A 12,236-nucleotide genomic window follows, 5' to 3' on the forward strand; every position below is an offset into this window, starting at 1 on the left:
ATCTGAATTAGGAGCGCATTCATGGCTGTTGGTCTTGGTCCGTTGCCCACGTTGCACCCGGTTGCCGGTTTTGAACTCGGTATTGCCTCGGCGGGCATCAAGCGCCCCGGGCGCAAGGACGTCGTGGTCATGCGTTGCGCCGAAGGCTCGACGGTGGCGGGTGTGTTCACCCTCAACGCCTTTTGCGCCGCGCCGGTCATCCTGGCCAAGCAACGCGTGCAGGGGCCGGTGCGTTACCTGTTGACCAACACCGGTAACGCCAACGCCGGCACCGGCGCGCCAGGCCTGGCCGCCGCCGAGCGCACCTGCGCCAAGCTGGCGGAATTGACCGGCGTCGACGCCAGCCAGGTGCTGCCATATTCCACCGGCGTAATCGGCGAACCGCTGCCGGTCGAGAAGATCGAAGGCGCACTGCAAGCCGCCCTCGACGACCTGTCGGAAAACAACTGGGCCGCCGCCGCCACCGGCATCATGACCACCGACACCCTGCCCAAGGGCGCGAGCCGTCAGTTCCAGCATGACGGCGTGACCATCACCGTCACCGGCATCAGCAAAGGCGCTGGCATGATCCGGCCGAACATGGCGACCATGCTCGGCTACATCGCCACCGACGCCAAGGTCTCGCGCCAGGTGCTGCAAGACCTGATGCTCGACGGGGCCAACAAGTCGTTCAACCGCATCACCATCGACGGCGACACCTCCACCAACGACTGCTGCATGCTGATCGCCACCGGCCAGGCCAACCTGCCGCAGATCACCGAGGCCAGCGGCCCGCTGTTCGAGGCCCTGAAGCAGGCCGTGTTCGACGTATGCATGGAAGTGGCCCAGGCCATCGTCCGGGACGGCGAAGGCGCGACCAAGTTCGTGACCGTGCAGGTCAATGGCGGGGGCAATCACCAGGAATGCCTGGATGTGGGCTATACCGTGGCTCACTCGCCGCTGATCAAGACCGCACTGTTCGCCTCCGACCCGAACTGGGGCCGCATCCTCGCCGCCGTGGGCCGGGCCGGCGTGCCTGAGCTGGACGTGAGCAAGATCGACGTGTTCCTCGGCGAAGTCTGCATCGCCAGCCAAGGCGCTCGTGCTGCCACTTACACTGAAGCCCAGGGCGCGGCGGTGATGCAGCAGGAAGAAATCACCATCCGTATCGAGTTGGGACGGGGTGACTGCAGCGAAACCATCTGGACCACCGACCTGTCCCACGAGTACGTCAAGATCAACGCTGAGTACCGGACTTAACCGGTTCGGGACCGAGTTGCTGCCATCGCGAGCAAGCTCGCTCCCACAGGGTATTGCCCGCAAATCCCTGTGGGAGCGAGCTTGCTCGCGATGGCGCCAGTACAGCCCCTACAAAATCACAAGAAAGGAATCCAGACATGAGCCTGCACCTGATCATTGGCGACCAACGCATTTCTTCCTGGTCCCTGCGCGGCGCGCTGGCCCTGGCGCTGACCGGCGCGAAGTACACCGAAGAGCTGGTCAGGCTCGACCAGCCCGACACCCGCGAAAAGCTGCTCAAGTATTCGGCCACGGCCAAGGTCCCCTTGCTCAAGACTGAATTCGGCGTGATCGCTGATTCCCTGGCGATTGCCGAGTACCTGGCCGAACAGTTCCCGCAGGCCGGTCTCTGGCCCAAGGATGTGGCCGCCCGGGCCCAGGCACGCTCGGCCTGTGCGCAAATGCACAGCGGGTTTTTCGCCATCCGCAGCCACATGCCGTTCGACCTGCTGCGCGATGCACCGCTGTCGCCCATGCCGGCCGATGTCCAAGTGGAAATCGAGCGGATGCTGGCGCTGTGGGCCGAATGCCGTGCCGCGGCGACCGAGGCCGGTCCCTACCTGTTTGGCCGTGTCAGCCTGGCCGACGCGTTTTTTGCCCCTGTTGCCGTGCGCTTGCGCACTTATCAGGTGAAACTGTCCGAGGTCGATGAGGCCTACGTCGAAACCCTATATCAATGGCCAGCGTTCAAGGCGTGGCAACAGGCTGGCCTGGAGGACACTGCGCGGTGAAACGAGTCCATGTGGCGGCAGCGGTCATCCGCGATGCCGCCGGCAAAATCCTGATCGCCCGACGGGCCGACACCCAGCACCAGGGCGGTCTGTGGGAGTTTCCTGGCGGCAAGGTCGAGGCCGGGGAATCCGTCGAAACCGCCCTGGCCCGTGAACTTCACGAAGAACTGGGCGTTGTCGTCGACGCCGCCCGGCCGTTGATCAAGGTGCGTCACGATTACCCGGACAAGCAGGTGTTGCTGGATGTCTGGGAAGTCTCGGCGTTCACCGGCGAGCCCCATGGCGCCGAAGGGCAGCCGTTGGCCTGGGTGACGGCCCGCGACCTGACGAACCATGAGTTCCCGGCGGCCAATCAGCCCATCGTCGCGGCGGCCCGTTTGCCGGGTGAATACCTGATCACCCCGGAAGGCCTTGAGACGCCGGCCTTGCTGCGCGGCATGCAGAAGGCGATTGCCGGCGGAATCAAGTTGGTCCAGCTACGCGCGCCCAACGGCTACGATCCGCAATACCGCGACCTGGCGGTGGATGCGGCGGGGTTGTGTGCCGGCAAGGCCCAACTGATGCTCAAGGGGCCGTTCGAATGGCTGGGGGATTTTCCTTCCGCTGGCTGGCACATTACCGCCGCGCAACTGCGCAAGCATGCCGCGGCCGGTCGACCGTTCGGCAAGGACCGCTGGCTGGCGGCTTCCTGCCATAACGCCGAGGAGCTGTCCCTGGCACAGCGAATGGACGTGGACTTCGTCACGCTTTCGCCGGTGCAGCCGACCCAGACCCATCCCGATGCACAGCCGTTGGGCTGGGAAGAGGCGGCGCGGTTGATCGAAGGCTTCAACCGGCCGGTCTATCTGTTGGGCGGGGTCGGGCCTGGCGAGCGGCAAAAAGCCTGGGAAGCTGGGGCCCAGGGTGTGGCGGGGATTCGGGCGTTTTGGCCTGAGGCATGATTCTGCCGTGTGGCTGCTGATGCTATCGCGAGCAAGCTCGCTCCCACAGGGAGATCCCGTGTGGGAGCGAGCTTGCTCGCGATGGCGGCCTCAAGAACGATTCAGCCCCAGGCTTGGCCGCCGCTTCCCAAAGCACCTCCGCCACTCCCTGCCGCCGGGCAATGACCCGCGCCGCCACGAACAACAAGTCCGACAACCGATTGATGTAGGCTAACCCCGGCCCCGCCAGCGGCTCCACCGCGTTCAATTGCTGGCAACGCCGCTCGGCGCTGCGGGCCAGGCTGCGACAGACGTGGGCCTGGGCGATCAGTGTCGAGCCACCGGGCAGGATGAAGTTTTCCAGTGGCCCCAGTTCCTCATTCCACACATCGATCGCCGCTTCCAGCCGCTCGATTTCCGCCACGTTCAAGGCTTGGTAGGCCGGCATCGCCAGCTCACCGCCCAGGTCGAACAATCGATGCTGACAAGGCTCCAGCACGTCGCTGACTTCCTTCAGCGCCGGGTACCGGGCCGTTTCGGCGGCGAGCCCGGCCAGCAACAAGCCCAACTGGCTGTTCAGCGTGTCCACTTCGCCGATGGCCTCGACCCGTGGGTGGTCCTTTGCCACGCGGCGGCCATCGCCCAACCCGGTTTCACCTTTGTCGCCGGTGCGGGTGTAAATCTTCGACAGGCGAAAGCCCATGTTCAACGCTCCAGTGGTTTGTTTTCCTGCGCCACCATCGAGGGGCCCGTCAGGGGCAGGCGCAAGGTGAAGCAGGTGCCTTGGCCTGGCGCCGACTGCACTTCCATCTGGCCCTTGTGGTTGTTGGTGATGATGAAATACGAGACCGACAGCCCAAGGCCTGTGCCCTGGCCGATCTCCTTGGTGGTGAAGAAGGGTTCGAAGGTGCGCTTGCGCACGTTCTCGCTCATGCCGATGCCATTGTCCTCGACCTGGATTTCCGCCCACGGCGGATTCAACCGCGTACGCAGGATAATGCGCCCGGGTTCGCTGTCGTCCTGGCGTTGGTGGATCGCCTGGGCGGCGTTTTTCAGCAGGTTGAGCAGCACCTGTTCCAGTTCGTTGGCCGTGCCGGGCACCGGGCCCAGGTTCGGGTCGAACTGACGGATGATCGCCTGGCCCTTGAAGTCGAAGCCGATCGCCAGGTCGAAGTCATTACCGGCGATTTCCACCGCCTGGTCGATCAGCGCCGGCAGGTCGCAGGGCGCCATCTGCCGCGTGCTGCGTCGGCTGAAGCTGAGCATGTGGGTGACGATTTTCGCCGCCCGGGCGCCCGCCTGCTGGATGCCGTCGAGCAATTGTGGGATTTCCCGGCCCTGGAGGTAACGATTGACCTCCTGCAACTCGATACCCAATTGTTCGGCCTGTTCAAGGTTCTTGGGCAGTTCCGGTGACAGGCGACGGCGGATGTTCTGCACGTTGTGCAGGATCGCCCCAAGCGGGTTGTTGATCTCATGGGCCATGCCCGCCGCGAGGCCGCCGACCGAGAGCATTTTTTCCGATTGCACCATCATTTCCTCCAGCGACAGGCGCTGGGTGATGTCGTCGATGCGGATCACCACGCCCCGCCCGGCGCCGCCCATCAGCGGATAGAACGTCAGGGCGTAATGCCGGGCCTCGTCGTCCTTGGTCCAGGTGACGCGTTCGATCTTGGCCACCGTATGTTGCTCGACGGTCTGCTTGAGCTGGGGCAGGTACGGCTTGAGCGGTTCGAAGGCGAGGAAGATCGGTTGGTTCAGGGCCTCGTCCAGTCGTGTGCCGGAGAGGGCGCTGGCTTCCTGGTTCCATTGGGTGACGTAGAGTTGCTCGTCGAGGGCGATCAGGGCCGACGGCATGGAGTCGATGATGCTGTTGAGGTAATTCTGGAAGCCCGTGAGTTTTTTCTCGATCTTGCTGCGCACCTGGACTTCCAGCTCCAGCTTGCGATTGGTATGCCGGGTTTCTTCCGCCAGGCCCTGGGCCTGGTCATAGGCGGCCTGGGAGTCGTCCCGCGCGCGCTTGAGTTGCTGCTCCCGGGCTTCGATTCGCGAGAGCATGGTATTGAATGCTTCGGCCAGGCTGCCGATCTCATCGTGGTTGCCCCGTGCGGCGCGCAGGGCATAGTTCTCCTCGCGGGTGACCTGGCGCGACAGTTCTTCGAGTTGATGAATTGGCTGGGTGATCAGGCGTTTGATCTGTTGGGCAATGATCAGCCACAGCAACACGCTGAAAATCAGGATGCCGAGGCTGGCGGTCAGGGTGCCGGTGTAGAACGCGGTCGGCAATTCGCTGCTGGCCACCAGCAACAGATGGCCAGGCGTCGTGCCGGGGCGGGGCAGGGTAATGACCTGGTTGCTGCGGAACTCGCTCGCTTGCCAGGCCTGTATGTTGCGGAAATGGTCCGGCAGCTTGAGCTTTTCGCCCTGTTGCAGCTGTGCCAGGCGATCGCCCTGGCCGTCGTACAGCGCCGCCGCCCGCAGCGGTGCATAGCTGTTGAGCTCGTCGAGCAGGCGCTGGGCACTTTGTGGCGATTGCAGGGCGTCAGAGATCAGGCTCGGGTTGGCGATCAGTCGGCCAATGGTCTGCAGGGCCTGGGGCGCCATGCTTTCCTGGGAGATGTAGTAGGCGGCGCTGATAAAGGTCAGGTTGGCCACCAGCAGGACAGTGGTCAACAACACCAGCAGGGCGGCCAACAGTTTCTGGCCGACCGGGAGGTTTTCAAGGCGCTGGCGCAATGGCATCAGACTCGTCGCTAAGAAGGAACACGAGGGCCAGCGTAGCCGCTGCTCAGTCGCTGGGCAATCCGAGGTTGTCCAAGTGGGCAATCAGTCGCTGGCGCAGTTGTTCCAGGTGCGGCACGGTCAGCTCATGGCGCTGGGCAACCTTGCAGGCGTAACCGAGCAAATAGCTGATTTCGGTACGACGCCGATTGGCCACATCCTGGTACATCGAGGAGTAATTGGCGGCCGTGGCCTGGATCACCCGTTCGACCTCCGGCTGCAGATCCTCGGCCGCCGCGGGCTGGCCGCACCGTTCGAGCACATCCGTGAGCTCCGCGCACAGGGTCGCCACTTCGCAGTGGTGTTCCAGCAGGCCGCCGTTCTTGCAGTGATGCAGCACGGTCAGTGGATTGATTGCACAGTTGAGTGCCAGCTTGCGCCAGAGGCGGGTGAGGATGTCGGCGCTCCATTCGTGGGGGATGCCGGCGGCGGCCAGGTCGTCCAACCAGAACGGTGCCACCGGGTGAGCCGGGTCGCCCAACCAGGTGTAGCCGTGGCCGGCGTACACGACGCGCCAGTCACCGTCGCGGAACGCGCCTTCGGTGCTGGAGGCGCTGATGCAACGAGCCTGGGGCACACAATTGGCCACTGCGTCCTGGCTGCCGAGGCCGTTCTGCAACAGGATCAGTTCCGATTCTGCGTCCAGGCGGTGGGCCACCGAGGTCACCGCCGCTTGCGCGTCGTAGGCCTTGCAAGCCAGCAGCAGGCGCCTGATCGGCTCCGGGCTGTCCGCCGTTTCGCCCGGCACCGGGTAGCATTGCGCCTGGCCTTGTTCCACCAGTGTCAGGCCTGCGACGCTGCGGTAGGCCTGCAAGCGCGCTTCGTTGCGCAGCACCAGCCGCACCGGTAACCCGGCCCGGGCCAGGCGCGTGGCCCACAACGTGCCGAGACTGCCGGCCCCGAGGACATGCCAGGTGGTCGACATCAGTTTTTTACTCGGATTGGCGCAGGCATCTGAGGGCTCGCAGTGTCGGCAGGAAAAGAGCCGTTATAATGAGCCCGATTTTAACCACAAGCCAAGCGCGCGCCGTTGATACTGGCGCGCCTTTTTATTTGGAGAACACTACATGCCGTCATTCGACGTGGTATCCGAACTGGACAAACACGAAGTCACCAACGCGGTTGAAAACGCCGTCAAGGAACTCGACCGTCGTTATGACCTCAAGGGCAAGGGCAGTTTCGAGTTCAAGGAAAAAGACCTGACCGTGAACCTGACCGCCGAGGCCGAGTTCCAGCTCGAGGCGATGATCGAGATCCTCAAGCTGGCACTGGTCAAGCGCAAGATCGATGTGCAGTGCCTCGAGGTCAAGGACGCCTATGCCTCGGGCAAGCTGATGAAGCAGGAGGCGGTGCTCAAGGAAGGCATCGACAAGGAGCTGGCGAAGAAGATCGTCGCTCATATCAAGGACGCCAAGCTCAAGGTGCAAGCCGCCATCCAGGGCGAGCAGGTGCGGGTCACCGGCAAGAAACGTGACGACTTGCAGGAAGCCATTGCGGCCTTGCGCGGCAAAGAATTCGGCATGCCCCTGCAATTCAATAACTTCCGCGACTGATACTTCAGTTGTATTAAGACCCTGTGGCGAGGGAGCTTGCTCCCGCTTGGGTGCGAAGCGCCCACCTATAAGGGGCTGCTGCGCAGCCAGCGGGAGCAAGCGCCCTCGCCACAATGCCGCGTGCAACAGGAATAAGGAGAGAGAGATGGACTTGAATGCTGAAGTGGACAACCTGGTCAAGGCTTCCCAGACCTGGATCCCCATGATCATGGAGTACGGCAGCCGCGTGCTGCTGGCGGTCATCACCCTGGCCATCGGCTGGTGGTTGATCAACAAAGTGACGCAGAAACTGGGTGCGCTGCTGGCCCTGCGTAATGCCGACCTGGCGCTGCAAGGGTTCATCAGTACCCTGGCCAACATCATTCTGAAGATATTGTTGATCGTCAGCGTCGCTTCGATGATCGGCGTGGAAACCACTTCGTTCGTCGCCGCCATTGGTGCCGCCGGCCTGGCGATTGGCCTGGCCTTGCAAGGCAGCCTGGCGAACTTCGCCGGTGGCGTGTTGATCCTGCTGTTCCGCCCGTTCCGCATCGGTGACTGGATCGAAGCCCAAGGTGTGGCCGGTACGGTCGATAGCATCCAGATCTTCCACACCGTGTTGCGCACCGGTGACAACAAGACCGTCATTGTGCCCAACGGCAATCTCTCGAACGGCATCATCACCAACACCAACCGCCAGCCGACCCGCAAGGTCGTGTTTGATGTCGGCGTGGATTACCAGGCTGACCTGCAAAAGGCCCGGGAGGTGTTGCTGGAGCTGGCCAAGGATGAGCGTGTGCTGGCGGATCCGGCACCTGAAGCGGTGATTTCCACCTTGGGCGACAGTTCCATCACGGTGTCGCTGCGTATCTGGGTGAAGACCGCGGATTATTGGAGCGTGATGTTCATGCTCAATGAACAAGCCCGGGATCGCTTGAAAGAGGCGGGTATTGATATTCCGTTTCCACAACGAGTGATTCGGGTCGTTCAGGAAGGGCCAGCGCAATAACGAGTCGACTATATAACTTGGCGCTGAAGTCAGATTATGTTTAGTTAGCTTGCTATTTAATAAGTTGCATTAAAGCTGACAGTCAGTCAATGGACATAAAAAAACCGCTCACCTGATCCAGGTGAGCGGTTTTTTGTTTGTTGCGGGTACGGCTATCGAACTAGCACTGAATTACAAGATGCTCAGTGGGTATTCGATGATCAGACGGGTGTCATTGTTGTCGTTGCCGTTGATGGCGTTATAGTCGCTGTTGGCGCGGTAGAACGCAGCACGTACGCGGAAAGACAGGTCCTTGGCTGGACCGCTTTGCATAACGTACTTGGTTTCGAAGTCCCACTCGTGCTCTTTACCTTCGGAGCCGCCAGTCTCGATGTTGTCACCGGTAACGTAGCGAGTCATGAAGCTCAGGCCAGGTACGCCATAAGTCTTCATGTTCAGGTCGTAGCGAGCCTGCCAGGAGCGCTCGTCCTGACCGTTGAAGTCGGAGTATTGGATGGAGTTGGCGAGGAAGATAGTGCCGCCGCCGTCAACGCCATACACATAGCCGGTGTCACCGGAGGAGCGCTGGTGAGCCAGGGTGAACTTGTGGGCACCGATGGCATAGGCTGCTGCGAGGGACCAGATACGGTTGTCAACGTCGCCGCTGAGTTTCTGGCCCTGATCCTGGCTGTCATAACCGTTGAAGTCGAAGTTCAGGGACTGATCTTCGTTGATCGGCAGGGTGTAGTTCAGGTTGATGTATTTCTTTTTGTAGTGATCTTCAACGTCGGAAGCCGCTACGCCTGCTACGAAATTGTCGGTGAACTGGTAGGTTGCGCCAACGATGTCAGCAGATTTCAGGCCAAGACCGTCATCTCCCATGCCAGTTTGCGAGCTGATGGCGTTGAAATGACCTGCGCTCAACTCCAAGCCTTTGATTTCTTTGCTGGTGATCAGCGTACCGGTGGCAACTTCTGGCAGCAGACGGCTGTCGTCAGTCGAGAAAACCGGGCTGGTGGTGAACTGGTTACCGTATTTCAGAACGGTGTCGGACAGACGGAATTTAACCGCGCCGCCAACCTTCGATTGTGTGTCTTCCAGGTTGCCGTCGCTGTCACGAGCGAACAGACCGTTACCGGCACGACCGCTACCGCCATCGATGCGAACGGTGCCGAATGCGAAGCCGTCAACGCCTACACCAACGGTACCTTGAGTGAAGCCCGACTCGTAAATGGCACGAGCGGCAACACCAGACTCTTCACGATAACTTTGTGAAGTGCTTGGGTTGTTCTTGAAATCACGGTTCATGTACAGCGCACGGGTCAGAACAGTCAAGCTCTGATCTTCAATAAAACCCTTGGATTCCTCTTGGGAGGACGCCACTGCGAACTGCGAAACGCTGGCCGATACAGCCAGTGCGATCATGCTCCACTTCATCACGCGCATCGTGATTTGCTCCTTTGGTTTTTAGAAGAGTACTGCCGTCCCACCTGTTTTTTTATCTGGGCGGCTCTTTCTTTTTGTGTCGGCGCAAACTTATATCACGTCGACATTCTTTGGCGATACTTGCCCATTCAACCTTTCAGCTTCTTTACGACCATGTCGCCAATGGCTCGATCCATGTCGCATTTCAGCTGTTCCGACGCAACCGTACTCACAACTTTGATGTTGTTTTTTCTTTCCGGCATCGGTGTAAAGAGTCCGTCATTACCGCGCTTGAAGCTCCTGTGGGCAGCCTTGCCACTTTAATTTGTATGTCGGCAGGTCCCCGCTTCCGGCGAGCCCTTTGGACAGTGCGGGTATGAATGCAACAAGCATGCTCAAACCCGAATTTCGTTTACATTTTTTTCACATTTCAGCGGTTGACGCGGTGAAACCTCATGAAACCGGGCTCCAAAGGCCTTGTTTTAAATAGGGTTGACTCGTGTGGGCTCCCGTGTTTGGTGTCGATAAAATCGGCGAGACAACCAAAAACGTTACCGGTTCACCCTACCCAGTGAGTAAATCACGGATGCTTTGTGCACTGAGCGTAGACGTACTGTGCTGTTTTGGTGCAAAAAATTTTCAGGTTGTACGAAAATCTTACAGCGTCGAGGCTTTGCCTGGGCCCTGGCACGGATCTCTCGGGACTGTGCCGTGCCGCTGCGCTGTGTTGGTGCGTCAGCTTGCACAGGTTGATACTCCGGTGTTGAAAAAAAACATTCGAAGGAACGGACAGCAGGACGGTACGCCGTGATCGATCCGGCGTTCGCGGGTATGCTGCGCATCTGTGCCCGATGCAGGCCCGCGGGTCGCTGAGCCGGGCAAAATCGATAACGAGGAGTACGCGCGGTGTTTGCCTTAGATCCACGACTGCAACAAGACACATTGCCCATCGGCGATTTCCCGTTGTGCCGTTTGCTCTTGTCCAACGACGCCCATTACCCGTGGTTCATCCTCGTGCCGCGGCGAGAAAATATCAGCGAATTGTTTCAGTTGGATGACACAGATCAACTACAGCTGTGGAAAGAAACCACGGCGCTGGCCGAAACCCTCAAGGATTCGTTCGATGCCGACAAGATGAACGTTGCAACCTTAGGTAACGTCGTCAGTCAATTGCACATGCATGTCATCGTGCGCAAGCGTGATGATGCCGCCTGGCCTGCGCCGGTCTGGGGCAAGCACCCCGCCCAGCCTTATAATGCAGAGCAGGTCTCGGCCATTCGCGAACGGTTGCGAGTGGCCCTGGCCGATGATTTCAAGTTTCTGGAGGGCTGAACCATGAACCTTGAAGAACGCGTAACCGATCTGGAAAGCCGCCTGGCGTTTCAGGATGACACCATCCAGGCATTGAATGATGTGCTGGTGGCGCAGCAGCGGGTTGTCGAGCGTCTGCAGCTGCAGATGGCGGCGTTGCTCAAGCGCCAGGAAGAAATGGCGGGTCAATTCGAATCGTTCGAAGAAGAGGCGCCGCCCCCTCACTACTGATGCGGCCCGATTGCCGTTTGACGGGCAATAAAAAACCGCGAGCAGCCAGGCTGCATCGCGGTTTTTTACGCTTGGATCAGCGGCGCGGTAGCGCAGCGATCACGTCTTCGGCCTGCAGGCCCTTGTCGCGGTTCATCACGGAGAATTCCACGCGCTGGCCTTCCACCAGGACGCGATGACCTTCGCCACGAATGGCCCGGAAATGCACGAAAATGTCATCGCCGGAGTCGCGGGAAATGAAGCCGAACCCTTTGGACGTGTTGAACCACTTCACCGTGCCGGTATCGCGGTTGGACATGTCGTAGTTCTGTGCGGCGGCGGCCGGCGACGACTTCTTGTAGAAGCTGACGGCCAGGTGCAGTGCCACGGCGAGCAGTGCCGCGCCCAGGCTGAACAGAATGGCCGGTTGACCGCCAATTTCCGGCATGGGCGCCAGCAGGGCCAGGGTTTGCAGGGCAACGGCCAGCACCAGCAAGGCGCTGACAAGGTTTTGCAGTTGGTGACGTGGACCTTTGTTCCAGTAAGGGATGACGGGGGCAAGGGTCAGGTTGAGCAGGCCGAAAAAGGCCAGGTACAGTGCATCGGGGTGCTGCAGGTAAGGTGTGGCTTCGGAACCCAGGCTAGGGATGAAGGACAGCAGCAGGGCAGCTGCGCCCATTAGCAAGTGGACGATTTTCAACATTTTGATTGGCTCACGGTTAAGACAGATCACAAGGAAGAGCGGGTCGGGCACGGTTCGCTTCGAAACAATGAGAGGCGTTGGACACGTACCCGAATCAGCCTATGCGCTACGCCCGGGAAAATTAAGCGTAGCGACACACTGCCTATTTAACAGCAAAGCTCGGGCCTTCTCAAACCCGTTACGGGCGCGCACCGCGCTGTTCGTCGGCCAGAAAAGCCCCGCGGCTGCTTGAATGCGCCAGGCAAGCGGCGTTGAATTTCCCAGGTGTCGGAACCGTCGGCTGCCTTGGCTTGTCGGTTCTGCAGGGCTGGCAATCTGTCGCAGGCCGTAGGCGGCCAGAACCACTAGAGTGGTTAG

General features: G+C 60.5%; 11 protein-coding genes and 1 pseudogene. 7 read left to right on the top strand and 5 right to left on the bottom strand.

The window, feature by feature from the left end; all coding sequences use genetic code 11:
- The first annotated feature begins 21 nt into the window (after window positions 1-21).
- The 3 genes from argJ (at window position 22) to J4E53_RS02000 (ending at window position 2,950) form a co-directional block, all read left to right on the top strand.
- The gene (gene argJ / locus J4E53_RS01990) at window positions 22-1,239 is read left to right on the top strand and encodes a bifunctional glutamate N-acetyltransferase/amino-acid acetyltransferase ArgJ (RefSeq protein ID WP_060740886.1); all 1,218 of its coding nucleotides are present in this window, start codon (window positions 22-24) and stop codon (window positions 1,237-1,239) included.
- Between the two features lie 137 nt (window positions 1,240-1,376).
- On the top strand, window positions 1,377-2,009 hold the full coding sequence (locus J4E53_RS01995) for a glutathione S-transferase family protein (protein ID WP_092166394.1): 633 nt from the start codon (window positions 1,377-1,379) through the stop codon (window positions 2,007-2,009).
- Window positions 2,006-2,950, top strand: a complete 945-nt coding sequence (locus J4E53_RS02000; protein WP_103308637.1) for a Nudix family hydrolase — start codon at window positions 2,006-2,008, stop codon at window positions 2,948-2,950. The genes J4E53_RS01995 and J4E53_RS02000 overlap by 4 nt, the downstream gene beginning before the upstream one ends.
- Window positions 2,951-3,059: 109 nt before the next feature.
- Here J4E53_RS02000 and J4E53_RS02005 read toward each other — a convergent pair.
- The 3 genes and pseudogenes from J4E53_RS02005 to J4E53_RS02015 form a co-directional block, all read right to left on the bottom strand.
- Window positions 3,060-3,632, bottom strand: a pseudogene (locus J4E53_RS02005) (cob(I)yrinic acid a,c-diamide adenosyltransferase); the annotation flags it as partial.
- Window positions 3,633-3,634: 2 nt separating this feature from the next.
- On the bottom strand, window positions 3,635-5,671 hold the full coding sequence (locus J4E53_RS02010) for a HAMP domain-containing sensor histidine kinase (protein ID WP_103308636.1): 2,037 nt from the start codon (window positions 5,669-5,671) through the stop codon (window positions 3,635-3,637).
- A gap of 46 nt (window positions 5,672-5,717) precedes the next feature.
- Complete coding sequence (locus J4E53_RS02015) at window positions 5,718-6,635, bottom strand: putative 2-dehydropantoate 2-reductase (RefSeq protein WP_060740891.1); 918 nt, start codon at window positions 6,633-6,635, stop codon at window positions 5,718-5,720.
- A 142-nt stretch (window positions 6,636-6,777) separates the two neighbouring features.
- On the opposite strand from J4E53_RS02015, the gene J4E53_RS02020 reads away from it, so the two are divergent.
- Together J4E53_RS02020 and J4E53_RS02025 are read left to right on the top strand one after the other, a co-directional pair.
- Window positions 6,778-7,263: a YajQ family cyclic di-GMP-binding protein gene (locus J4E53_RS02020; protein WP_060740892.1), complete on the top strand. Its 486-nt coding sequence runs from the start codon at window positions 6,778-6,780 to the stop codon at window positions 7,261-7,263.
- A 145-nt stretch (window positions 7,264-7,408) separates the two neighbouring features.
- A complete protein-coding gene (locus J4E53_RS02025) occupies window positions 7,409-8,251 on the top strand; it encodes a mechanosensitive ion channel family protein (protein ID WP_060740893.1) in 843 nt (280 codons plus the stop codon).
- Between the two features lie 171 nt (window positions 8,252-8,422).
- On the opposite strand, the gene J4E53_RS02030 is transcribed toward J4E53_RS02025, so the two are convergent.
- Window positions 8,423-9,676, bottom strand: coding sequence for an OprD family porin (locus J4E53_RS02030; RefSeq protein WP_060740894.1), 1,254 nt, complete (start codon window positions 9,674-9,676; stop codon window positions 8,423-8,425).
- An 885-nt stretch (window positions 9,677-10,561) separates the two neighbouring features.
- Here J4E53_RS02030 and J4E53_RS02035 point away from each other — a divergent pair.
- On the top strand, window positions 10,562-10,987 hold the full coding sequence (locus tag J4E53_RS02035) for an HIT domain-containing protein (protein ID WP_103308635.1): 426 nt from the start codon (window positions 10,562-10,564) through the stop codon (window positions 10,985-10,987).
- 3 nt (window positions 10,988-10,990) lie between these two features.
- Window positions 10,991-11,197, top strand: a complete 207-nt coding sequence (locus J4E53_RS02040; RefSeq protein WP_060740896.1) for a SlyX family protein — start codon at window positions 10,991-10,993, stop codon at window positions 11,195-11,197.
- Window positions 11,198-11,273: 76 nt separating this feature from the next.
- Here the strand turns inward: J4E53_RS02040 and J4E53_RS30880 are convergent, their stop codons facing one another.
- Entirely contained in the window at window positions 11,274-11,879 is a 606-nt protein-coding gene (locus J4E53_RS30880; RefSeq protein WP_003205048.1) for a cold-shock protein, read from the bottom strand.
- Window positions 11,880-12,236 lie beyond the last annotated feature (357 nt).

This window comes from Pseudomonas sp. FW305-28 (assembly GCF_017351395.1).
Taxonomy (GTDB): Bacteria; Pseudomonadota; Gammaproteobacteria; order Pseudomonadales; family Pseudomonadaceae; genus Aquipseudomonas; species Aquipseudomonas fluorescens_AA.

Bases quoted from the DNA above. Each gene is read 5' to 3' on its own strand.
- argJ (WP_060740886.1), top strand. From the start codon at position 22: ATGGCTGTTGGTCTTGGTCCGTTGCCCACGTTGCACCCGGTTGCCGGT.
- J4E53_RS02030 (WP_060740894.1), bottom strand. From the start codon at position 9,676: ATGCGCGTGATGAAGTGGAGCATGATCGCACTGGCTGTATCGGCCAGC.
- J4E53_RS02020 (WP_060740892.1), top strand. From the start codon at position 6,778: ATGCCGTCATTCGACGTGGTATCCGAACTGGACAAACACGAAGTCACC.
- J4E53_RS01995 (WP_092166394.1), top strand. From the start codon at position 1,377: ATGAGCCTGCACCTGATCATTGGCGACCAACGCATTTCTTCCTGGTCC.
- J4E53_RS02010 (WP_103308636.1), bottom strand. From the start codon at position 5,671: ATGCCATTGCGCCAGCGCCTTGAAAACCTCCCGGTCGGCCAGAAACTG.
- J4E53_RS30880 (WP_003205048.1), bottom strand. From the start codon at position 11,879: ATGTTGAAAATCGTCCACTTGCTAATGGGCGCAGCTGCCCTGCTGCTG.
- J4E53_RS02040 (WP_060740896.1), top strand. From the start codon at position 10,991: ATGAACCTTGAAGAACGCGTAACCGATCTGGAAAGCCGCCTGGCGTTT.
- J4E53_RS02015 (WP_060740891.1), bottom strand. From the start codon at position 6,635: ATGTCGACCACCTGGCATGTCCTCGGGGCCGGCAGTCTCGGCACGTTG.
- J4E53_RS02025 (WP_060740893.1), top strand. From the start codon at position 7,409: ATGGACTTGAATGCTGAAGTGGACAACCTGGTCAAGGCTTCCCAGACC.